Below are 23545 nucleotides of genomic sequence, written 5' to 3'. Positions count from 1 at the left end.
CAGTTTTTCGCTATTTAGCAGTCTGCAAATAGCCAAAAACCAAAGGCCAAAAGTTTAAAAAATGAATTTCAAAAAATCAGAGAAGTTATATCAAAAAGGATTAACGCATTTAGTAGGAGCAGTAAATTCTCCTGTAAGAGCTTTTTCATCAGTAGGTGGTAATCCTTTATTTATAAAAAAAGCAAAAGGAACTAAAATTGTTGATGTTGATGGAAATGAATATGTAGATTTAGTAGTTTCTTATGGCCCAATGATTTTAGGGCATAGACACAAGGCTGTAGAAAAAGCCGCAAAAAAAGCGTTAAAGAAAGGCTATTCTTTTGGTGCATCTACAGAAGCAGAAATTAAATTAGCTAAAATAGTCTGTGATGCTTTCCCAGAAATGGATAAAGTTCGTTTTGTAAATTCGGGTACAGAAGCTGTTTTAAGCGGAATTCGGTTGGCTAGAGCTTACACAGGTAAAGATAAAATCATCAAATTTTCTGGTTGTTATCATGGGCATCAAGATGCTTTATTGGTAGCTGCTGGTTCAGGTTTAGCTACATTAAGTTTACCTGGTTCTAAAGGAGTGCCAGAAGGAGCTGTAAAAAACACTTTAATTGCAGAATACAATAATTTAGATAGTGTAAAAAAACACTTTGAAGAACATGATGATATTGCTGGTGTAATTATTGAGCCAATTGGAGGTAATATGGGTGTTGTAATCCCTCAAAATAATTTCTTAAAAGAATTAAAAGAGTATTTACAATCTAAAGGAGCTTTGTTAATAGCAGATGAAGTAATGACCGGTTTTAGATCTACTTTTGGAGGAGCACAAGAAAAGTTATGTGTAGTTGCAGATATTACTTGCTTAGGTAAAGTTATTGGTGGTGGTTTTCCTGTTGGAGCTTATGGAGCAAGAAATGAAATTATGGAAAATGTTGCACCTTTAGGAGGTATGTATCAGGCAGGTACGTTATCTGGAAACCCAATAGCAATGGCTGGTGGAATTTCTACTTTAACTGAATTAAAGAAGCAAAATCCATATGATAAATTTGAGGAGGTTGGTTCTATTTTGGAAGTGATTTTATTAGAGTCTGCAAAAAAACACAATGTAGATTTAGTGGTTAACAGATTTGGCTCTATGATGAATCCGTTTTTTACGAAGAGTAAAGTCACTAATTTTAAAGAAGCACAAACTTCAGATACAGAGAAGTTTGCAGTTTTCTTTTGGGAGATGATTAAAAATGGCGTCTTTTTACCTCCAAGTCAATTTGAAGCTTGGTTTTTAAATTCAGCAATTTCAGATAAAGACATCAAAATAATAGCACATGCTGCTGACAAAGCAATGTTGGCAGTTTCAAAAATATAAGTATGATTAAGAACGATTTATTTTTAAAAGCGTTAAAAGGAGAAACTGTAGATAGACCTCCAGTTTGGATGATGAGACAAGCAGGAAGATACTTACCTGAATTTATGGAAATCAAACATAAATATGATTTCTTTACACGTTGTCAAACTCCAGAATTAGCATCAGAAATTACAGTGCAACCTATTAGAAGATATGGAATGGATGCTGCAATTTTATTTTCAGATATTTTGGTTATTCCGCAAGCCATGAATATAGAAGTGGAAATGAAACCAAATTTTGGTCCATATTTACCAAATCCAATTCGTTCTCAAAAAGATTTAGACTCAGTAATCATTCCAGATATTCAAGATACTTTAGGTTATGTTATGGATGGCATCAAAGCAACCAAAGAAAAGCTGAATGATGAAATTCCGTTAATAGGTTTTGCAGGTTCTCCTTGGACGATTTTATGTTACTGTGTGCAAGGTCAGGGTTCTAAGAACTTTGATAAAGCCAAAGAGTTATGTTTTACAAATCCTATTGTGGCTCAAACCTTATTACAAAAAATTACAGATACTACAATTGCGTACTTAAAGGCAAAAGTAGAAGCTGGTGTAGATGCAGTTCAGGTATTTGATTCTTGGGGAGGTATGTTATCTCCAACAGATTATCAAGAATTTTCTTGGCAATATATGCAGCAAATTATAGATGCCTTAAAAGATGATGCTCCAGTAATTGCATTTGGTAAAGGGTGTTGGTTTGCATTAAGTGATATGGCTAAATCAGGGGCTTCTGCTCTTGGAGTTGATTGGACATGCTCTGCAAGAAACGCACGTTATTTATCTGGAGGACAGATTACGTTACAAGGTAATTTTGATCCATCAAGATTATTTTCTTCACCATCAGAAATTAAAAGAATGGTTACCCAAATGATAAACGAGTTTGGTAAAGACAGATACATAGTAAATTTAGGTCATGGAATTTTGCCAAATATTCCAGTAGAAAATGCCAAAGCATTTGTAGATGCTGTAAAAGAATACAAAGCACAGTAAAATATGCTTAAAAACGTCATATTAGGAATTAAAGAATATACAGGAGTTTTTAAACTGATGTCAGATTTAAAGCTTTGGAAATATTTTATAATTCCTATGTTGATTAGTTTTTGTACTGCTATATTAATAGGAGTAGAGACCTATATGCTATCTGATAATGTTGGTGCTTATATTTCTAACATTTGGGTTTGGGATTGGGGAAAAGATACCTTTTCATCTATCAGTAATTTTATTGGAGGTTTAATCGTATTGATTGTTGGATTAATCTTATATAAACACATAATAATGGCACTCTCTGCGCCTTTTATGAGTCCTGTTTCAGAGAAAATAGAAAAACACTTTTATGGAGATTTAAAACACCTACACAGAAAAACTACAAATACAGAGCAATTAATTAGAGCTATACGTTTAAATATTAGGAACTTAACAAAGGAGTTGTTGATTACATTACCAATTTTGATTTTGAAATTTATTCCTGGAGTAAATATCTTTTCTTCACTCTTACTTTTTATTGTTCAAGCTTATTATGCGGGATTTGGAAATATGGATTATACCTTAGAACGTCACTTAACCTATAAAGAAAGTGTACAGTTTGTAAGTAGAAATAAAGGTTATGCTATAGGAAATGGAATCGTTTTTATGCTATTTCTATTGATTCCTATTGTAGGTATTATTATTGTGTTGCCACTTTCTGTAACTGCAGCTTCAAAAAAAACGGTGCAATTAATGCACGAAAAAAACAACTTGGTATATGAAAGATAAGTTTTACGCTTATATCGAAAATTTACAAGATGCAATTACTTCTAAACTAGAAGAAGTTGATGGATCAGCAAAATTTAAAGAAGACCTTTGGAAACGTAAAGAAGGTGGAGGAGGAAGAACTAGAGTTATAGAAAATGGAGCTATTTTCGAAAAAGGAGGTGTAAATATTTCTGCTGTTCATGGTGAGTTACCAGAAATTTTAAGAAATCAGTTTAAAGTAAAAGAAGGTAATTTTTTTGCCTGTGGATTAAGTTTAGTTTTGCATCCAAAGAACCCCTTTGTACCAACCGTTCATGCAAATTGGCGTTATTTTGAAATGTATAATTCATCAGGTGACATTGTAACCCAATGGTTTGGAGGAGGGCAAGATTTAACACCTTATTATTTGTTTGATGAAGACGCCACCCATTTTCATACTGTGTGTAAAAACGCTTGTGATAAACACAATTTAGATTTTTATCCGAAGTTTAAGAAAACATGCGATAATTATTTTTGGAATGCACATAGAAATGAGGCAAGAGGAATAGGAGGTTTGTTTTTTGATTATTTAAAGCAAACAGATGACGTTTCTATGGATAATAGATATGAATTTGTTACAGAAATTGGAAACAGTTTTCTAGAAAGTTACGTGCCTATTGTAGAAAAAAGAAAAAACACCAATTATTCTCAAAATCATAAAGACTGGCAGGGAGTTAGAAGAGGTAGGTATGTAGAATTTAACCTTGTGCATGATAGAGGTACTTTATTTGGATTAAAAACAAATGGTAGAATCGAGAGTATTCTTATGAGTTTGCCTCCAGTTGTCCAATGGAAATACAATCATCAGCCAGCAGAAAATTCACCAGAAGAAAAACTACTAAAAGTATTAGAGAATCCTAAAGATTGGGTTTAAATTCTTTGACTAATCTGTAATTTAAATTCTATTTTAGATGATTTAAATACAGATAGTTTAATAAATTTAAATTATTTTAATAATAATTTAATTAAAATCGTTTATTCTAATTTATTTTCAATTATAGTTTTTATGAATTTCTGTTCCTTTTTTCGTATTTTTGCATTCCAAAAATTAAACAGGAATGGCAAAATTTGAATTAAAGTTACCAAAAATGGGAGAAAGCGTTGCAGAAGCAACAATTACTTCTTGGTTAAAAGAGGTAGGAGATACTATTGAATTGGATGAAGCTGTTGTTGAAATTGCTACAGATAAAGTTGATTCTGAAGTACCTTCTGAAGTAGAAGGAACTTTAGTTGAGATTTTGTTTGGAAAAGATGATGTTGTTGCAGTAGGAGAAACAATTGCTGTTATAGAAACTGAAGGAGGAGAAGCAAGCTTTACTGCTAGTTCTGAAAGTTCTTCAGCTGACGCTAAGAAAGAAGAAGAAAAACCTAAAGAAGTTGTTGAAGTTGAAAAAACAATAGAAAAGGCCTCAGAAATTGTAGCTACACCAATTGCTAAAACTTCAGATTCAGGGAAATTTTATTCGCCATTAGTAAGAAATATCGCACAAACAGAAGGTATTTCTATGAATGAACTAGAAAGTATTTCCGGAACAGGTAAAGATGGTAGAGTAACTAAAGATGATGTTTTATCATATATAGAAAATAGAGGAAATAAATCTTTAAAAGAAGAAGTTGTTACAAAAACTACTTTAGCTCCAAAAGCTTCCCAAAAACCTGTTGCAAAAGCTGCACCAGTTTCTCTAAATGGAGAAGATGAGGTTATTGAAATGTCTAGAATGGGTAAACTTATTTCTAAGCATATGGTAGACTCTGTACAAACTTCTGCACATGTTCAATCATTCATAGAAATTGACGTTACTAATATTGTAAAGTGGAGAAACAAAGTAAAAGATGCTTATTTAAAAAGAGAAGGTGAAAAATTAACCTTTACCCCAATTTTAATGCATGCTGTAGCTTCTACTATTAAAAAATATCCTTTGATAAATATCGCTGTTGATGGTGATACAATTATCAAAAAGAAAAATATAAATTTAGGAATGGCAGCTGCTTTACCAGATGGTAATTTAATTGTACCTGTAATTAAATATGCAGATCAGTTGAATTTAGTGGGCATGACAAAATCTGTAAACGATTTAGCTACAAGAGCAAGAAATAATGCTTTAAAGCCAGATGAAATTCAAGGAGGTACATATACTGTTACAAATGTAGGTAGTTTTGGTTCTGTAATGGGAACACCTATTATTAATCAGCCACAAGTTGCCATTTTAGCATTAGGTGCAATAAGAAAAGTACCTGCGGTTATAGAAACTTCAGAGGGCGATTTTATTGGAATTAGACAAAAAATGTTTGTATCTCATTCTTATGATCACAGAGTTGTTAATGGTGCTCTAGGTGGTATGTTTATTAAAACATTAAAAGAAACTTTAGAAGCTTGGGATGTAAACCAAGATTTTTAAAAATATAATTATTTGAACAGAAAAAGCTTAGGATATTTCCTAAGCTTTTTTATTTTGTTTATTTCTTTAAATCAATTTTAGAATTACTGTTTTCAAATAATGGTAAGTAATCATCAATTTTAAATGTATTCGTATTAAATCTAGAAGTTCTATTTTTTCCTTCCTGTTGTCTAATAATACTTCTTGCAAAGCGTCTTATTTCTTTTTTTGTAGTTAAAATAATTCCAGGTACTGGTACACTTTTTCCATGGTCATCTTTTGCAACCATTGTAAAATAAGATGAATTACAGTGTTTTGTATCTCCAGTTCTAATATTTTCTGAGGTTACTCTTACTCCTACAACCATAGAAGTTCTACCTGTAAAATTTATAGATGCTTTCATAGTTAATAATTCACCGACTTCAATCGGATTTAAAAAATCAACTTTGTTCACAGAAGCCGTTACGCAATAATTACCAGAATGCTTAGAGGCACAAGCAAAAGCAATTTGATCCATTAAATTTAAAATATGTCCTCCATGAATTTTACCGCTAAAATTAGAATGTGAGGGCAACATTAATTCTGTAATTGTAATTTGTGATTCACTAATTTTCTTAAAGTTTTTTTTAATCTCTGCCATAAATCAAAAATACAATACTTTTTTATCTACAAAAGTTGTTAGGTATTACTTTTTTATAATTCATTTAATTAATTATAATTCATGTAATTACTAAATTTATTAGTAAATTTAGATCAATTAATATTAACCTCAAAAACAAATTTTATGAATAAAAATTACTTTTTCAAATTTATTTTATTGGCAATTCCAGCTGTTGCTTTGTTATTAATGTCCAATTCAAATGGTGTTAGTGCTTCTAGATCAGGTTCTCCAGGAGATGGAAATATTTCTTGTGCCTCTTGTCATAATGGAGGTAACTTTAATGCTTCTGCAGAAATTACTACAAATATTCCAGAGACTGGTTATCTACTTAATACAGATTATACCATTTCAATAAATACAACATCTGATTCCGAAGCACACGGATTTCAATTAACAGCAGAGAATAATTCAAATCAGAAAATTGGAACTTTTTCAAGTGGTTCAGGGTCTAGTACTGTAAATAATAACAAAGCAATAACTCATTCATCAGTATCAACAACCGGAAATTGGTCTTTTATTTGGAGATCTCCTGAAACAGATTTAGGAAGAGTTACTTTTTATACAGCAGTAAACGCTACAAATGGTAATGGAGGTACATCTGGAGATCAAGTGGTTTTAGCTAATAAATCATCTGCATCATTGAGTATTTCAGAGGCTCAAAAAATAGATTTTGCAATGTATCCAAATCCAGCAAAAGATATTGTAAATATAGATTTGCCAATAGTATCCGAAAAAGTAACTGTTCAGTTTTACGATCAAATAGGTAAATTGGCATATTCACAAAATCTAAGTATAAATTCTAAAATTGTTAATATTCAAGATTTAGCAACTGGAGTTTATACTGTTAAAGTAATAGCTGATAGTAAAATTGGAACTCAAAAATTTATTAAAAGATAACTTTAGTTAATTTTTAAAATTATAAACCGATTGTATTCTTACAATCGGTTTTTTATATGCTGTAATTAAAGTAAATTTGTAATGCTTTAAAACCAAAGAAATGAATTACATCTTATTTGATGGCAGTACAAGAAATGCATTATTACCATTTACCTATACAAAACCAGTTGCAGATTTAAGAATTGGTATTTTAACTATAAGAGAGAAATGGGAAAAATATTTAGGATTAACTACAACTACAATTACTGAGGCGTATTTAGAGGAGAAATACCCTATGGTTGAGTTAGAGGAGAATATTTTGATAAATGCCTCTTTTTGTCCAACAGAAAGTTTGGTTTCTCAAATTCAGAATCTTTCTAAGAATGAAGCAATATTTAGAGGTGATGATGTAATTGCATTTTATACCTCTAATCAGCAAGAAGAAGTTGATTTTAATGATTACAAACAAATTGAGTTTAATGAAAATGTACTTCAAATTAAAAATACTTGGGATATTTTTTCATTAAATGATAAAGCAATAGCACAAGATTTTGAGTTGGTTACAAAAGATAGAACTTCTCAGCCAATTCCTGAAGGTGTACAATGCACTAATAAGGAGAATATTTTTATTGAGGAAGGAGCCAAGCTTACATTTGCAACTTTAAACGCATCTAATGGTCCAATTTATATTGGAAAGAATGCTGAAGTTATGGAAGGTGTTGTGGTAAGAGGAGCATTAGCAATGTGTGAAAATTCTGTTTTAAAACTATCAGCAAAAATTTATGGAGCAACAACTTTAGGTCCTTATTGTATGGTAGGAGGAGAAGTGAATAACTCTGTTTTAATGGGATATTCAAATAAAGGGCATGATGGTTTTTTAGGAAATTCTGTGTTAGGTGAATGGTGTAATTTAGGTGCAGATACTAATAATTCGAATCTTAAAAATAATTATACTGAAGTAAAATTGTGGGATTATGAAACAGGAAGATTTGCAAAAACAGGTTTGCAGTTTTGTGGTCTAATGATGGGGGATCATTCCAAATGTGGAATAAATACCATGTTTAATACAGGCACAGTAATTGGAGTTTCTTCTAATATTTTTGGAAGTGGTTTTCCAAGAAATTTTGTACCAAGTTTTAGTTGGGGAGGAGCATCAGGTTTTACAGAATACAAAACTAATAAAGTTTTTGAAGTGGCAGATGTAGTTATGAAACGTAGAAATTTAAATTTTGACGCTATAGAACAAAGAATCTTAGCGCATGTTTTTGAAGCGACAAAACAATATAGAAATTATTGAAGTTATATTTTAAACACTAAAAAAAGCAGTCATTCTAATGATTGCTTTTTTTAATGGTTTAATTTACTTAAGGCATTTGTTGTAAATATTCCTCAGCTTCTTCTTTACAGCTTTTTTTTATTAGATTCCATCTAATATTATACTTTATACATTCCCCAATTTTCAAATGTTTTTCGGGGCTCAAAACTTCTAATTCACTAAATAATTTATTTCCGAAAATTGTTACAGATGTTCCAAAATCAGGATACGTTGCAGATTCATCAAACTCAAAACTTTCTACAAAAAGATTATTATTAATATAACTTGCAACCCAATTTTTAGCGTCTACTCCAATTTTTTGAGGAAATTCATTAGATGATTTTAGAGTAATTAAATCATTATTTAAAGTTATATTTTCTAAAGCATAGTTTTTTGCATCTGGCCATTCAGAAATGGTAAATCCATTTTTAAAAATACTTTTTTTAGCATTTTTTATATATGAAAAATTGGAAGTTTTAATTTTTGATAAACTCCAAAGTGTTAGAGGTATTCTTTCTAGTTGATTGTTTTTAGCAGTTTTAATTTTAGTAATTTTTTGCTCAATATAAACCTTAGAGCCGTTTTTATTAATAGTAATTTTTCTTTCTATTTGAATGCCTAAATAATTACTGATTGGGCTTTTTAGAACTACACCATTTTCTAAATAATTTATACTGTAAGCACTTGCATTTATATAAGGATCAGGAATATTTCTATAGCCTGTTATATCATGAAAATAATCTTCAGAACAAGGTAAAATTCTATTTCCTCCAATATTAGGGGCTTCACTTTTGTGATTGTAAAACGTATCAGTTTTAAATAACAGTCCTTCTAATTCACTGTTCTCGTAGAAAATGTTTTCAGAGTTTTTAAAGCTAAAATGTAAGATTCTTCCAACTTCAGGAACAACAATTAAGTAAATATCAGTATTTGATATTTCAATAGCATTTTTCCAACCTTTATAATCGATTTCTTCGATTTTGATTAATGACATTAATAACTCTTTAAATGAGGTATAAATATAAAAGAACTTATACAATAATTTAGAATTGGCATATTAATTGTTTTATATGATTGAGTTATCAATCTATATATTTTTAAGTTATTGATAATAAGTATTTTAATATTTAAAATAGAGTTTTGACTTTTGGTATGTAATATCAATGATGTCAGAATGACATATATATAACATATGAGTAAATCTAAAATAATAAAGTTAGACAGTTTGTCTTTTCAGGATATGATGAATGAAGATTCAGAATTGATTCCTTTGATGACGCCTGAAGATGAAGAAATTATCAACAAAGAAAGCGTACCTGAAGTTTTGCCAATTTTACCATTAAGAAATACCGTTTTGTTTCCTGGTGTTGTAATTCCAATAACTGCTGGTAGGGACAAATCCATTCAGTTGATAAAAGATGCTAATAAAGGCAATAAAATCATTGGAGTTGTTGCTCAACGCAATGAAGATGAAGAAATACCAACGTTAAAAGACATTCATACTACAGGAGTTGTAGCACAAATTTTGAGGGTTTTAAAAATGCCTGATGGAAATACAACAGTTATTATTCAAGGTAAAAAACGCTTTGAAATAGGAGAATTAGTGCAAACGGAACCTTATTTAAAAGCTAGTGTAAAAGAAGCTGTAGAAGATAGAGATATTGTGGATAAGAAAGAGTTTGATGCAATTATAGATTCAATTAAAGAGCAGGCTTTAGAGGTAATTAAAGAAAACCCTGTGTTGCCAAGTGAAGCCTCTTTTGCTATAAAGAACATTCAATCGAATTCATTTTTAGTCAATTTTATTGCTTCTAATATGGATTTAACTGTAATGCAAAAACAAGTTATTCTAGAAAAAGACAACTTAAAAGAACGTGCATTATTAACGTTAAAGAACTTAAATAAAGAACTTCAAAAATTACAGTTACGTAACGATATTCAGTCTAAAACGAGAGAAGATTTAGATCAGCAACAACGTGAATATTATTTAAATCAACAATTAAAAACCATTCAAGAAGAACTTGGTGGCGTTTCTAATGATCAGGAATTAGAAGAAATGCGTAAGCAAGCAAAAACAAAAAAATGGAATAAAGAGATTGCAAAAACGTTTGATAAAGAGTTAGCGCGTTTAAAAAGAATGAATCCTCAAGCTGCTGAATATGGTGTTCAAAGAAGTTACCTAGAGTTGATGTTAGAATTGCCTTGGGGAATTTTCACTGAAGATAAATTTGATTTAAAGCACGCTACTAAAGTTTTAGACAGAGATCATTTTGGTTTGGAAAAGGTTAAAGAGAGAATTATTGAATACTTAGCAGTTTTAAAGTTAAGAAATGATATGAAATCTCCTATTATTTGTTTGTATGGTCCTCCAGGAGTTGGTAAAACTTCTTTAGGTAAATCTGTTGCGGAATCTTTAGGACGTAAATATGTAAGAATGTCTTTAGGAGGTTTAAGAGATGAAGCAGAAATAAGAGGACATAGAAAAACCTATATTGGTGCAATGCCCGGGAGGTTAATTCAAAACCTTAAAAAAGCGGAAACTTCAAATCCTGTTTTTGTATTAGATGAAATTGATAAATTAGGGCAAAGTCATCAAGGAGATCCATCTTCTGCTATGTTAGAAGTATTAGATCCTGAGCAAAATACAGCATTTTATGACAATTATTTAGAAGTAGGCTACGATTTATCTAAAGTGCTTTTTATAGCAACTGCAAATAACTTAGGTCAAATTCCTTGGGCACTTAGAGATCGAATGGAAATTATAAATGTTACAGGGTATACTATTGAAGAAAAAGTAGAAATAGCTAAAAGACATTTATTACCTAAACAGTTAAAAGAACACGGTTTAACTGCTAAACATTTAAAGTTAGGCAAAAAACAAATAGAGCAAGTTGTAGAAGGTTATACTCGCGAATCTGGTGTTCGTGGTTTAGAAAAACAAATAGCTAAAGTGGTGCGTTTTGCAGCTAAATCTATAGCTTTAGAAGAAGAATATGAGATTAATGTTTCATCAGATAAAATTGAAGAAATTTTAGGAACGCCTAGAAATAGAGGTAAATATGAAAATAATGATGTGGCAGGAGTTGTTACAGGTTTAGCATGGACTTCTGTTGGGGGTGATATTCTTTTTATTGAATCTATATTGTCTAAAGGTAAAGGAACGCTTTCAATTACAGGAAATTTAGGAACTGTAATGAAAGAATCTGCAACTATAGCTTTACAATATATAAAATCTAATGCAGAAGAATTTGGGATTAATCCAGAAATTATTGAAAAATACAATATGCATATTCATGTCCCTGAAGGAGCAACTCCTAAAGATGGACCAAGTGCAGGTATTACGATGTTAACCTCTTTAGTATCTTCTTTTACACAACGAAAGGTAAAGAATAAATTAGCAATGACAGGTGAAATTACTTTACGTGGTAAAGTATTACCTGTTGGTGGAATTAAAGAAAAAATACTAGCTGCTAAAAGAGCAAATATTAAAGAGATTGTTTTGTGTGAAGAAAATAGAAAAGATATTTTAGATATTAAAGAAACCTATTTAAAAGGCTTAACTTTTCATTATGTAACAGAAATGAAACAAGTTTTAGACATTGCACTTACCAAGCAGAAAGTGAAAAATGCTAAAAAATTAGTCTAATTAAAAAAAGCCTCCAATTTGGAGGCTTTTTTTATAATTATCGTTTAGTATTAGTTTGTCAATGTATTTGCTTTTAACTACTTTTAAACTTTATGAAAAATTTTGATGTTGTTATTGTAGGTGCTGGTACAGCAGGTTTAATGTAAAATATAAAGGGAATTGTAGGGAAATCTTTCTACTAATAGGAGAAATGTATCAAGGAGGTTATGGTTGGATTTTTCCTTTGAAAAATGATAGAGCTATTATTGGCTTTGGAACTTTTGATGAGAACATTGTAAAAGATTTAAAAGAATAGATTGCATCAGATATTAGAAATACCAATGATTAAGGATTTGGTAGAAAAAGATAATGATAAAGTAGAAGGAGGGAGCATACCAATAACTCCTGTGTTAGAAAATTTTGTAGTACAGAATTTAGTTTGTGTTGGTGATAGTATATCTCAAGTTAACCCAATTGTAGGTGAGGGGTATAAGTTTATTTTCGAATCTGTAATTATGGCTAGTAAAGCAATTATAAAAACTTTAAAATCAAAAAATTTAGAGCACTTAAAAGAATATGAAGTGTTGTGGAAAAATAGGTTTTCTAAAAATTACAAACGCTCAAAAAGATCTCAAGAACGCTTTTTTAAATATTCTCAGAACAATTTTGTGATGGATTTTATAGTTTTTTTATCAAAACTAATATCTAGTAAAAGATCTATAAGATCGCTATCTGGCGAGTATGGTTTAGAAAAAAAATAACTATTATTCTTTTCTTTCTGGTTGACTTTGCCAAATAACATTTACAATCTTCCATTGATTATCAACTTTGGCTAAATGAAACAAATCTATACCCCAAATTGCAGTCAGTTTTGCTGAAGCTGTCTTGGAATTTACATCAAAAATTTCAATTTTTTTTAGGTGAATTTTCATTAGCTTGATTAGATTCTGAATTCCATCTTGCAGCCAATCTAACTAATTGTTTGTGTGTCATTTCTAGATTGTCTACATAAGCTTTTTTGCTAGGATTATAATAGTAGCCAACCTTTCTTAATTTAGGGTCTACACTTTTTATGATTCGTGAAGAATCTACCAGATATAAAGCTTCAACATAATCTAAAATAGCTGCTTCAACATTGCCATAATCTTCTTGATTGTATTTTTTCTCTACGAATGTATTTTCTTTGCTGTTACTTACAATGCAAGAAGTGGTTAAAGAGAATATTAAAATTACAGCAAGTAGTACTATGATTCTGCTTAATTTCATGTTGGTCTTATTTTTCATCTTGTTAAAGATAAAAAAAATAGCACAATAAAAAACTGAATATAAGTGAACTAAGAAAAGTGTTTCTTTGAAGCTTCCCAATAAACATCCATTTCAGTTAAAGACATTTCAGATAAATTTTTGCCTTCTTTTTTAGCAGCTTCTTCTAGGTATTGAAAACGATTAATAAACTTCTTATTCGTTTTCTCTAAAGCATTTTCTGGATTTACGTTTATAAAACGAGCATAGTTAATCATAGAGAAAAGTACATCTCCAAATTCTTTTTCTATGTTTTCATTATTACCTACTTTAATTTCTTCATTCAGCTCAGTAAGCTCTTCTTGTACTTTTTCCCAGACTTGTTCTGGTTTTTCCCAATCAAAACCAACTCCAGCTACTTTATCTTGTATGCGATTTGCTTTTACAACTGCAGGTAAACTTTTAGGTACACCTTCTAAAACAGAGTTTTTTCCTTCTTTAAGTTTTAGCTGTTCCCAATTTCGCTTTACATCTTCTTCATTATCAACTTTAACATCGCCATAAATATGAGGATGTCTGTCTATTAATTTGTCAGAAATACTATTGGCAACATCAGCTATATCAAAAGCCTTTTTTTCGCTTCCAATTTTTGAGTAGAAAACAATATGTAATAAAACATCTCCCAATTCTTTTTTGATTTCTGGTAAATCATTATCAAGAATGGCATCTGCCAACTCATAGGTTTCTTCTATGGTTAGGTGTCTTAGGCTTTCTAAAGTTTGTTTTTTATCCCAAGGACATTTCTCACGTAAATCATCCATAATATCTAAAAGACGATTAAATGCAGCAAGTTGTTCTTTTCTAGAATTCATTTTACAAACTTAATTTAGGGCAAGTACACTTACCATTTTATTGAAGATTTATTCAGCCTCTTTGGCAGTGTTTTCTTCAGTTACTGCAGAAAAATCTATTCCTGCATCTATTAAGATATTAAACCACTGAATTATTTTTTTGATGTTAGATGTGTATACTCTTTCATCATCATAATTTGGTAAAACTTCTGCAAAAAAGCTTGTTAATTTGTTGCCACTTTCTTTGTGAGAAATTACTTTTTCACCATTTGTTTTTTCAGACATTGCTTTAAAAACTTCTAATAAAGGTAAATCTTCCTCATAAGTATAAATTGCAATATTTTCTAATAAACTAACATTTTGAGTAGCGTTAATTGCAACTCTTTTAGTATCGTTTATACCTTGAACAATAATTGCATTTTTAGATTGAGATATTACTTTAAACAACCCAGGTTTACCTCCTACTGAAATGATTTTACTAAATTCCATATAAATATTTTTTTGTCTAGAATCGACTTTATTTTTTTTTCTTTAAATTTGGAAAACGCATTTTATAATCTGCTCTAATTTTTCCTTTAGATATATTTTCTAACTTTCTTTTAATCAATCTTTTTTTAAGAGAAGAAACATTATCAGTAAATAAAACACCTTCTATATGATCATACTCATGCTGAAAAACTCTAGCTGCTAAACCATCTAAAACCTCAGAGTGTGTATTAAAATCTTCATCCTGATATTCAAGCGTAACTCTTGGTTTACGAGTTACCTCTTCTCTAACATCTGGTATGCTTAAACAACCTTCATTAAACGTCCATTCTTCACCTTCTTCGTCAAGAATTTTTGGATTAATATAAACTCTATTAAATGCTTTTAATGTTGCTTTTTCTTCATCATCTAAATCTTCATCTTCTGCAAAAGGTGATGCGTCAATAACAAAAAGACGAATGGCTTTACCAATTTGAGGAGCAGCTAAGCCAACTCCAGAAGCGTTATACATGGTTTCTTTCATATTAGCAATAAGCTCCTTTAAATTAGGGTAGTCTTTATCTATTTCTACCCCCATTTTTCTCAAAACAGGATCTCCATAAGCAACAATTGGTAAAATCATTTTTTTTAATTTTAAGGTCAGCAAAAATACAATATTGAATTACGAATTACGAATTTTGTATTCAAAAGTTCTCTTTTATATTATAGATTGTACAAATAGGATTGTAATATAATGGTAGCACTAATTTCGTCTACCAAAGCCTTGTTTCTTCGTTGTTTTTTCTTTAAACCACTATCAATCATAGTTTGAAAAGCTATTTTTGATGTAAAACGCTCATCCACTCTTTTAATAGGAATCTCAGGAAAGTTTTTTTGTAATTTTTCTAAAAAAGGTTGAATTAGTTCTTCACTTTCACTTTCAGTATTGTCCATTTGTTTTGGTTTACCTAATAGAATAAGTACTACATTTTCTTGTTTTAGGTAGCTTTTTAAAAAAGGTAACAATTCATTTGTTGCTACTGTTTTTAATCCAGACGCAATAATTTGTAATTCATCTGTTACAGCAACTCCAGTTCTTACTTTTCCAAAATCTAAAGCTAAAATTCTTCCCAAGTTATATACTTTTCTTGCAAAAATATAGTTTAAATTTTAATTGATTACGTATTCTAGACATCATTTTGTATTAGTTGTAGAGTTAAGGACTTATCATTTTAAACAAAGATTACTAATATGTTTAAAAAATGTATATTCGTTCTCTTATTTAGTAATCGATTTATATTTGCAGAAACCAATATATAAAAATGAAACAAATTAGAGAAATAATAGAATCAGCTTGGGAAAATCGTGATTTATTAAAAGAACAAAATACGATAAATACAATTAGAAAAGTAGTTGATTTATTAGATAAAGGAGAATTAAGAGTTGCGGAGCCTGTAGAAGGAGGATGGCAAGTAAACGAATGGGTTAAAAAAGCAGTGGTTTTGTATTTCCCAATTCAGAAAATGGAAACTTTAGAAGCTGGTATTTTTGAGTATCATGATAAAATTCCATTAAAGAAAAACTTTGCTGAAAGAGGAATTAGAGTTGTACCAAACGCTGTTGCAAGACATGGAGCTTTCATTTCTGCAGGGACTATTTTAATGCCAAGTTATGTAAATATTGGTGCTTATGTAGATGAAGGAACTATGGTTGATACTTGGGCTACTGTTGGTTCTTGTGCGCAAATTGGTAAAAATGTACATTTATCTGGTGGAGTTGGTATTGGTGGTGTTTTAGAGCCATTACAAGCTGCACCTGTAATTATAGAAGACGGAGCATTTATAGGTTCTAGATGTATAGTTGTAGAAGGAGTAAGGGTAGAAAAGGAAGCTGTATTAGGAGCTAATGTTGTTCTTACAATGAGTACAAAAATAATAGATGTTACAGGAGATGAGCCTATTGAAACTAAAGGAGTTGTACCTGCAAGATCTGTCGTAATTCCAGGAAGTTATACGAAAAAGTTTGCTGCAGGAGAATACAATGTGCCTTGTGCCTTAATTATTGGAAAAAGAAAAGAGAGTACTAATAAAAAAACATCTTTAAATGATGCTTTGCGTGAGTATGATGTAGCTGTGTAGATATCAAACAATGTATGACGAAAATTACTGCTATTATACCCACTTTAAATGAAGAAATTCATATTGAAACAGCTATTGAGTCTGTTAATTTCGCAGATGAAATAATTGTCATAGATTCTTACAGTTCAGACAATACTGTTCAGCTTGCAGAAAAACAAAATGTAAAAATCATCAAGCGAAAGTTTGATGATTTTTCTTCTCAAAAGAACTTTGCCATTCAACAAGCCAAGCATCCATGGATATATATATTAGATGCAGATGAAAGGGTACCTTTAAAAGTTGTGAAAGAAATTTTAAAAGCTGTAAAAAAACCAAAAGGTAAAGTTGGTTTTTATATAAAAAGAAGTTTTTATTTTGCTGGAAAAAATTTAAAGTACGGAGGTTGTCAGAGAGACAAAGTGGTTCGTTTATTTTTAAAAGAGTTTTGTAACTATAAAGGTACTGTTCATGAAATAATTGAAGCAAAGGGAGATCTTGGTATTTTTAAATATAAAATTGAGCACTATTCGTATAGAAGTTACAAACATTATATTTCTAAAATGAATCATTATGGTTCACTTAGAGCTCAAGAATATTTTTTATCTGGAAAAAAAATAAATGCGTTCCATTTTTATATAAAACCTATAGCTCGATTTTTTATTCATTATATAGTTAGATTAGGCTTTTTAGATGGTTATCAAGGTTTTGTTTTTGCGAAATTGCAAGCGTATGGTGTATCTGTAAGGTATCAAAAACTAAGACTTTTAAATAAAATTAATAAGTAAATGGTACAAAAATCAGATCATATTGTAGACGCTGTTATTACTTGGGTAGATGGGAATGACCCTAAGCATAAAGCTAAAATACAACACTATTTAAATGATAAATCTTCTTTAAAAAGTAAGACTTTAAACATGCGTTTTAATCAAATAAATGAAATAGAGTTTTCAGTAAAATCGATTTTAAAGTATGCAAAGTTTGTTAGAAATATTTTTATTGTTACAGACAATCAAACTCCAGATTTTTTGAAGAATAAGGAGTTTGCTTCCAAATATTATCCAACAGTTTCAATTGTAGATCATAAAATAATTTTTAAAGGATATCATCATTATTTACCAACATTTAATTGTTTACCTATAGAGTCTTTATTGTATAAAATTCCAAATTTAGCGGAACATTTTTTGTATTTTAATGATGACCTATTTTTAGCAAATAAAACAAAATTAGAGGATTTTTTTATAGATGGAAAACCAGTTATCAGAGGAAGTTGGACAAGTTTTTACGAGGATATCTGGTATAAAAAAGTTCAAAACTATTTATACAAATTTTTAGGTAAAAAAGATAAAAGTAAACTTTATGGTTATAAAAAAGGACAACAGACAATTGCGAAAATATTAGGTTTTAAAAAATATGTAAAGTTAGATCATACAGTATCAGCCCTAAGAAAATCTACCTATACTGATTATTATAACAATCATCCAGAAATGTTAGAAAGAAACATCAAACATCGTTTCAGACATTATGAGCAATATACTAATCAATCTTTAGCAAATCATTTAGAGATAGTTAAAGACCATTATAAACATCAAAAAGACTATCAGTTAGTCTATTTTCAAAATTATAAAAAACCTTTGTGGTGGCTTATGTATAAGTTTAATAAAATTGAAAAGAATGAAAATATTAAGTTTTTGTGCCTTCAAAGTCTAGACCAATGCCCAAACCATAAGTTAGAAGTCATAAAAAAATGGCTTCATAATAGATATAACTAATGCAACTTATTTAGCATATTAATTAGTGGTTTCAATTTTGTTGAACGTTATAATAAAACTAAATTTGCATTTTTCTATACTAAAATGAATTTTAAAGAAGCGTTATCTTCAGATATATTTAAGTTTATTGCTCAGGCAGTTAACCACCTTGGTTCAAATACCTATGTTATTGGTGGTTTTGTGCGTGATTTTATGTTAAAAAGAGGTAATGCAAAAGATATAGATATTGTTACTGTAGGAAGTGGTATTGATTTAGCATTAGAGGTTTCTAACCGTTTACCAAATAAACCAAAAGTTCAGGTATTTAAAACATATGGAACAGCCATGTTGCGTTATAAAGATCTGGAAATTGAATTTGTAGGCGCAAGAAAAGAATCGTATTCAAAAGAAAGTAGAAATCCAGAAGTTTCTGTAGGTACTTTACAAGATGATCAAAATAGAAGAGATTTTACGATAAACGCTTTGGCTTTAAGTTTAAATAAATCTAATTATGGAGATTTGTTAGACCCTTTTAATGGTATTCAAGATTTAACAGATAAGACAATTAGGACCCCTTTAAATCCTGATATTACGTATTCTGATGATCCTTTAAGAATGATGCGTGCTATTCGTTTTGCAACGCAATTAAATTTTAAAATTGAAGCATCTTCTTTGACCGCAATTTCTGAAAATTCCCATCGCCTCAAAATTATTACAAAAGAACGTATTGTAGTAGAATTAAATAAAATATTGGCTTCCTTAGAACCATCTATAGGTTTTTTATTGCTTGAAAACACAAAATTATTGCCTCAAATTTTACCAGAATTAATAGCTTTAAAAGGAGTAGAGGAAGTAGAAGGACAAAAGCACAAAGATAATTTCTATCATACTCTAGAAGTGGTTGATAATATTTCGAGGACTACAGAAGATGTTTGGTTACGTTGGGCTGCTTTGTTACATGATATTGGAAAAGCACCTACAAAGCGTTTTAGCAAAAAAGTAGGATGGACGTTTCATGCTCATGAATTTGTAGGTTCTAAAATGGTATATAAAATTTTTAAGAGATTAAAAATGCCATTGAACAATAAAATGAAATTTGTTCAGAAAATGGTATTGTTAAGTTCAAGACCTATTGTATTGGCAAGCGAAGTTACAGATTCGGCTGTAAGACGTTTGGTTTTTGATGCGGGAGACGAAATTAATGATTTAATGACACTTTGTGAAGCAGATATTACTACGAAAAATCCAAGGAAATTTAAAAAATACCATAAAAATTTCGAGTTAGTAAGAATCAAAATTAAAGAAGTAGAAGAAAGAGATCGTATCAGAAACTTTCAACCTCCAGTTACTGGGGAAGAAATTATGAAAGCATTTAATTTGACTCCTTGTAGAGAAATAGGTCAAATAAAGGAAGCTATAAAAGAAGCTATTTTAGATGGGGAAATCTCTAATGATCATAAAGCTTCTTATAATTTTATGATTCAAAAAGGTTTAGATTTAGGGCTAAAATTAGCTTAAAGATTGCATATTAACCAATTTAAAATACTCTCCTTTTCTTTCAAGTAATTCCTCATGTTTTCCTTGTTCTACAATTTGTCCTTTTTTCATAACGACTATTGTGTCTGCTTTTTGAATGGTAGATAATCTGTGTGCAATAACTAGAGACGTTCTGTTTTGCATCATGTTTTCTAAAGCTACTTGAACTAATTGTTCAGACTCTGTATCTAAAGCAGAAGTTGCTTCATCCAATATCATAATTGGAGGATTTTTTAATACAGCTCTTGCTATAGATAACCGTTGTTTTTGACCTCCAGATAAAGTACCTCCACTATCACCAATATTTGTCTGAAATTTTTCTGGTAGATTTTGGATGAATTCATTTGCATTTGCAATTTCAGAAGCTTCCAAAATTTTGTCATTGCTCGCATTTTCTGTGCCTAGTTTTATGTTATTTTCTACAGTATCGTTAAATAAAATTGATTCTTGAGTTACAATACCCATTAAGTCTCTTAACGATTTTTTAGTAATATTTTTAATACTTTCTTCATCAATGAGAATATCACCTGAATTTACATCATAAAAACGTGTAATTAAATTGGCTAAAGTAGACTTTCCACTTCCTGACTGACCAACCAAAGCAACGGTTTCTCCTTTATTAATAGTTAAAGAAAAATCTTTTAAAACATAATCTTTTTTATATTTAAAAGAGATGTTTTTAAACTCAATTTTACTTTTAAATTCACTTTTTATAGTAGCATTTGGTTTATCCTTAATGTGGTTTTCTGTGTTAAGAACTTGCATAATTCGTTCTGCAGAAGCTTCTCCTTTTTGAATATTATAGTAAGATGTTGTTATTAATTTAATAGGGTTTAAAACTGTATAGAACAAAACAATATATCCCATAAATTCATCTGGTTGTAAAGAACTAGTATTAGATAAAACTTCTCTACCTCCAAACCACAAAATTGCTATAATTGTAGCAGAGCCTAGAAACTCACTCATTGGTGACGCTAGTGTTTGCCTATGAAAAACACTCGTCATTAAATTTTTAAAAGTACTAGTAGATGAATTGAATTTTTCTTCAATAATTTTTTCTGAATTAAAACCCTTAATTACTCTTAAGCCAGATAGTGTTTCTTCGATAAACGATAAAAATGTACCTGTTTCTTGTTGTGCTTTTATAGATTTAGCTTTTAATTTTTTACTAATAGATGAAATAATAAAGCCAGATACAGGCAGTAATATAAAGACAAAGAGTGTAAGTTTTACACTCATAAACAGCATAATAGATATTGCAATAATTACGGTTAAAGGTTCTCTAACAATAGTTTCTATAGAGGTTAAAATAGAGATTTCTACTTCTTGTACATCTGCAGTCATTCTGGCAATAATATCTCCTTTTCTTTTTTCAGTGAAATAAGAGATAGGCAATTCTACGATTTTGTGGTATAACTTATCTCTAAGATCTTTTACAATACCTGTTCTTAAAAACGTAATTACGTAAGAGGCTAAATACCTAAAGAAATTTTTTAAAAAGAATAATGATAGTGATAGTAAACAAATGAATAAAAGGGTTTGTATTTGACCGTCATTTTCTATTTTTTCTGAAATGAAAAAATAAAAACTTTCTTTTAAATAAGAGCCAAAATTACTAATACCGTTGTAAGTAGGTTTTAGTACAACTTCTTTATCTGTTTCAAATAAAATACCTAAAACAGGAATAAAAGCTAATACAGAAAGAACATTAAAAATTGCATAAAAAATATTAAAAACTACGTTTAGCAGTGTAAATTTTCTATACTTTTTCTCGTATTTAAGAATATCTTTAAAATAACCCATTAATTCAATTTCATCTCTTTAATGATTCTTTGTATTTTATTATCTAATTCGCTTTCAACTTTTTCTGCATTTTCAACTTTATCTAAAGAAGTATTCACACTAAAGTAAAATTTTATTTTAGGCTCTGTTCCACTCGGCCTAGCTGCAATTCTAGCTCCAGATACGGTTTGATAAATAAGGACGTTAGATTTAGGTATATTCATTCTAGTAACCTCTCCAGTTATTAAATTCTTTTTTGTTGATGCTTGATAATCGGACAGAAATTCAATCTTTTCTCCATCAATTTCAGTTAATGGTTTGTTTCTCATTTCACTTAACATTTCTTGTATTTCTGCAGCACCATCCATCCCTTTTTTGGTGATTGAAATTAAATGCTCTTTGTAAAAACCATTCTCTGCGTATAGTTTAAGTAATTCCTGATAAAATGAACTTCCATTTTGTTTTGCGTACGCTGCAACTTCACAAGCTAATAAAGTTGCTGTAACAGCATCTTTATCTCTTACAAAGTCTCCAACCATGTATCCAAAACTTTCTTCTCCACCACCAATAAAATCTAACTCATGATAATCTACCACCATTTTTGCAATCCATTTAAACCCTGTTAAACCAACTTTAGTTTCAACATTATAATTAGCTGCAATTTTGTTTACTAATTCAGTAGATACAATTGTAGATCCTATAAATTGTTTACCATTAATCTTACTTTCTTCTTTCCATTTTCTTAATAAGAAATCTGTCATAACAACCATAGTTTGGTTACCATTCAATAACTTCATATTACCACTTAAATCTCTAACGGCAACTCCTAATCTGTCACCATCTGGGTCTGTTCCTATTACAATATCTGCTCCTATATTATTGGCTAATTGTGTAGCCATTTGTAATGCTTCTGGTTCTTCTGGATTTGGTGATTTTACAGTTGGAAAATCTCCATTTGGCTTACGTTGCTCTTCAACAATATGAACGTCTGTATAACCTGCGCTTTTTAAAGCATCTGGTATAGACATAATTGATGTTCCGTGTAGAGGTGTAAAAACAATTTTTAAACTATTTCTATCTATTTTTTCTGATAAAGAACCGTTTTTTACAGAAGCTTCAATAAAAACATCATCTACGTTTTTACCTATAACTTCAATTAAATTTTCGTTAGCATCAAAATTTATTTCAGAAAAATTTAAAGCATTTACTTTACCAATTATACCGCTATCATGTGGAGGAACAATTTGGCCACCATCTCCCCAATATACTTTGTAGCCATTATATTCAGGAGGGTTATGAGATGCTGTTAATACAATACCTGCATCACAATTTAAATACCGAACTGCAAATGATAGTTCTGGAGTTGGTCTTAAATCTTCGAAAAGAAATACTTTAATATTATTTGCAGATAATACGTCCGCTACAATTTTAGCGAATTTTTTACTATTGTGTCTGCAATCGTAAGCAATAACTACTTTAATTTCTTCTTTAGAGATGTTGTCTATTAGGTAGTTAGATAAACCCTGAGTAGCTCTACCTAAAGTATATTTATTAATTCTGTTTGTGCCTGCTCCCATAACACCTCTCATACCCCCAGTACCAAATTCCATATCTTTATAGAAACGATCTGCTAATTCTGCTTGATTAGAAGCGATTAAATTTTGAATTTCTGATTGTGTTTCTGAATCAAAAGTAGGGGTTAACCATTGTTTAGCTTTGCTTAAAAAGTCTTCCATAAGTTAAGTGTTAAATGCTTTTTTTATGTAATCGATTAATAACAAATATAC

Annotated in this window: 23 protein-coding genes; 13 read left to right on the top strand and 10 right to left on the bottom strand. The window is 30.0% G+C overall.

Annotation, left to right across the window (positions count from 1 at the left end):
• Positions 1-61: 61 nt before the first annotated feature.
• The 5 genes from hemL to Q0L44_RS08740 all read left to right on the top strand — a co-directional run bounded on the left by hemL (position 62) and on the right by Q0L44_RS08740 (position 5561).
• Positions 62-1351: a glutamate-1-semialdehyde 2,1-aminomutase gene (gene hemL / locus Q0L44_RS08760; RefSeq protein ID WP_296637598.1), complete on the top strand. Its 1290-nt coding sequence runs from the start codon at positions 62-64 to the stop codon at positions 1349-1351.
• 2 nt (positions 1352-1353) lie between these two features.
• Positions 1354-2382, top strand: a complete 1029-nt coding sequence (gene hemE / locus Q0L44_RS08755; RefSeq protein WP_296637597.1) for a uroporphyrinogen decarboxylase — start codon at positions 1354-1356, stop codon at positions 2380-2382.
• Between the two features lie 3 nt (positions 2383-2385).
• The gene (locus Q0L44_RS08750; protein ID WP_296637595.1) at positions 2386-3144 is read left to right on the top strand and encodes an EI24 domain-containing protein; all 759 of its coding nucleotides are present in this window, start codon (positions 2386-2388) and stop codon (positions 3142-3144) included.
• Positions 3134-4036 carry an oxygen-dependent coproporphyrinogen oxidase gene (hemF, locus tag Q0L44_RS08745; RefSeq protein ID WP_296637594.1) on the top strand — a complete coding sequence of 301 codons (903 nt, stop codon included), beginning with the start codon at positions 3134-3136 and terminating at the stop codon, positions 4034-4036. Before Q0L44_RS08750 ends, hemF begins: the two co-directional genes overlap by 11 nt.
• 184 nt (positions 4037-4220) lie before the next feature.
• Positions 4221-5561, top strand: coding sequence for a dihydrolipoamide acetyltransferase family protein (locus Q0L44_RS08740; RefSeq protein ID WP_296637592.1), 1341 nt, complete (start codon positions 4221-4223; stop codon positions 5559-5561).
• Positions 5562-5619: 58 nt separating this feature from the next.
• On the opposite strand, the gene Q0L44_RS08735 is transcribed toward Q0L44_RS08740, so the two are convergent.
• Complete coding sequence (locus tag Q0L44_RS08735) at positions 5620-6180, bottom strand: acyl-CoA thioesterase (RefSeq protein WP_296637591.1); 561 nt, start codon at positions 6178-6180, stop codon at positions 5620-5622.
• A gap of 144 nt (positions 6181-6324) precedes the next feature.
• Here Q0L44_RS08735 and Q0L44_RS08730 point away from each other — a divergent pair, with 144 nt between their 5' ends.
• Positions 6325-7098, top strand: a complete 774-nt coding sequence (locus tag Q0L44_RS08730; protein ID WP_296637589.1) for a choice-of-anchor V domain-containing protein — start codon at positions 6325-6327, stop codon at positions 7096-7098.
• Between the two features lie 100 nt (positions 7099-7198).
• Positions 7199-8374 (top strand): GlmU family protein, encoded by a 1176-nt coding sequence (locus tag Q0L44_RS08725; RefSeq protein WP_296637588.1) that lies wholly within the window; start codon positions 7199-7201, stop codon positions 8372-8374.
• 67 nt (positions 8375-8441) lie between these two features.
• On the opposite strand, the gene Q0L44_RS08720 is transcribed toward Q0L44_RS08725, so the two are convergent.
• Positions 8442-9386: a hypothetical protein gene (locus Q0L44_RS08720; protein WP_296637586.1), complete on the bottom strand. Its 945-nt coding sequence runs from the start codon at positions 9384-9386 to the stop codon at positions 8442-8444.
• Positions 9387-9584: 198 nt separating this feature from the next.
• On the opposite strand from Q0L44_RS08720, the gene lon reads away from it, so the two are divergent.
• Positions 9585-12038 (top strand): endopeptidase La, encoded by a 2454-nt coding sequence (lon, locus tag Q0L44_RS08715; protein WP_296637585.1) that lies wholly within the window; start codon positions 9585-9587, stop codon positions 12036-12038.
• A 296-nt stretch (positions 12039-12334) separates the two neighbouring features.
• Positions 12335-12778: a hypothetical protein gene (locus Q0L44_RS08710; RefSeq protein ID WP_296637584.1), complete on the top strand. Its 444-nt coding sequence runs from the start codon at positions 12335-12337 to the stop codon at positions 12776-12778.
• A gap of 3 nt (positions 12779-12781) precedes the next feature.
• Here the strand turns inward: Q0L44_RS08710 and Q0L44_RS08705 are convergent, their stop codons facing one another.
• From Q0L44_RS08705 to ruvX, 6 genes are all read right to left on the bottom strand, one after another.
• Entirely contained in the window at positions 12782-12949 is a 168-nt protein-coding gene (locus Q0L44_RS08705) for a nuclear transport factor 2 family protein (RefSeq protein WP_296637583.1), read from the bottom strand.
• Positions 12924-13283 carry a hypothetical protein gene (locus tag Q0L44_RS08700; RefSeq protein WP_296637581.1) on the bottom strand — a complete coding sequence of 120 codons (360 nt, stop codon included), beginning with the start codon at positions 13281-13283 and terminating at the stop codon, positions 12924-12926. The genes Q0L44_RS08705 and Q0L44_RS08700 overlap by 26 nt, the downstream gene beginning before the upstream one ends.
• Before the next feature lie 68 nt (positions 13284-13351).
• On the bottom strand, positions 13352-14131 hold the full coding sequence (mazG, locus tag Q0L44_RS08695; protein WP_296637580.1) for a nucleoside triphosphate pyrophosphohydrolase: 780 nt from the start codon (positions 14129-14131) through the stop codon (positions 13352-13354).
• 48 nt (positions 14132-14179) lie between these two features.
• Positions 14180-14599: a DUF5606 domain-containing protein gene (locus Q0L44_RS08690; protein WP_296637577.1), complete on the bottom strand. Its 420-nt coding sequence runs from the start codon at positions 14597-14599 to the stop codon at positions 14180-14182.
• A 28-nt stretch (positions 14600-14627) separates the two neighbouring features.
• The gene (gene def, locus Q0L44_RS08685; RefSeq protein WP_296637575.1) at positions 14628-15218 is read right to left on the bottom strand and encodes a peptide deformylase; all 591 of its coding nucleotides are present in this window, start codon (positions 15216-15218) and stop codon (positions 14628-14630) included.
• An 80-nt stretch (positions 15219-15298) separates the two neighbouring features.
• The gene (gene ruvX, locus Q0L44_RS08680) at positions 15299-15709 is read right to left on the bottom strand and encodes a Holliday junction resolvase RuvX (RefSeq protein WP_296637574.1); all 411 of its coding nucleotides are present in this window, start codon (positions 15707-15709) and stop codon (positions 15299-15301) included.
• Positions 15710-15897: 188 nt separating this feature from the next.
• On the opposite strand from ruvX, the gene Q0L44_RS08675 reads away from it, so the two are divergent.
• From Q0L44_RS08675 to Q0L44_RS08660, 4 genes are all read left to right on the top strand, one after another.
• The gene (locus Q0L44_RS08675; RefSeq protein ID WP_296637572.1) at positions 15898-16713 is read left to right on the top strand and encodes a 2,3,4,5-tetrahydropyridine-2,6-dicarboxylate N-succinyltransferase; all 816 of its coding nucleotides are present in this window, start codon (positions 15898-15900) and stop codon (positions 16711-16713) included.
• A 14-nt stretch (positions 16714-16727) separates the two neighbouring features.
• A complete protein-coding gene (locus Q0L44_RS08670) occupies positions 16728-17477 on the top strand; it encodes a glycosyltransferase family 2 protein (RefSeq protein ID WP_296637570.1) in 750 nt (249 codons plus the stop codon).
• Positions 17478-18461 (top strand): Stealth CR1 domain-containing protein, encoded by a 984-nt coding sequence (locus Q0L44_RS08665; RefSeq protein ID WP_296637569.1) that lies wholly within the window; start codon positions 17478-17480, stop codon positions 18459-18461. It abuts the gene before it with no gap.
• Between the two features lie 84 nt (positions 18462-18545).
• Positions 18546-19958 carry an HD domain-containing protein gene (locus Q0L44_RS08660; protein ID WP_296637567.1) on the top strand — a complete coding sequence of 471 codons (1413 nt, stop codon included), beginning with the start codon at positions 18546-18548 and terminating at the stop codon, positions 19956-19958.
• On the opposite strand, the gene Q0L44_RS08655 is transcribed toward Q0L44_RS08660, so the two are convergent.
• Together Q0L44_RS08655 and Q0L44_RS08650 are read right to left on the bottom strand one after the other, a co-directional pair.
• Positions 19950-21779, bottom strand: coding sequence for an ABC transporter ATP-binding protein (locus Q0L44_RS08655; RefSeq protein ID WP_296637566.1), 1830 nt, complete (start codon positions 21777-21779; stop codon positions 19950-19952). The two genes, Q0L44_RS08660 and Q0L44_RS08655, sit on opposite strands and share 9 nt — an antisense overlap.
• Positions 21779-23494 carry a phospho-sugar mutase gene (locus Q0L44_RS08650; protein WP_296637564.1) on the bottom strand — a complete coding sequence of 572 codons (1716 nt, stop codon included), beginning with the start codon at positions 23492-23494 and terminating at the stop codon, positions 21779-21781. The genes Q0L44_RS08655 and Q0L44_RS08650 overlap by 1 nt, the downstream gene beginning before the upstream one ends.
• Between the last annotated feature and the right edge of the window lie 51 nt (positions 23495-23545).

The organism is Polaribacter sp., from assembly GCF_024639685.1.
Classification (GTDB): Bacteria; Bacteroidota; Bacteroidia; order Flavobacteriales; family Flavobacteriaceae; genus Polaribacter.
Note: the sequence above shows the minus strand (reverse complement) of the source record. Positions and strands in the feature narration are given on the sequence as shown.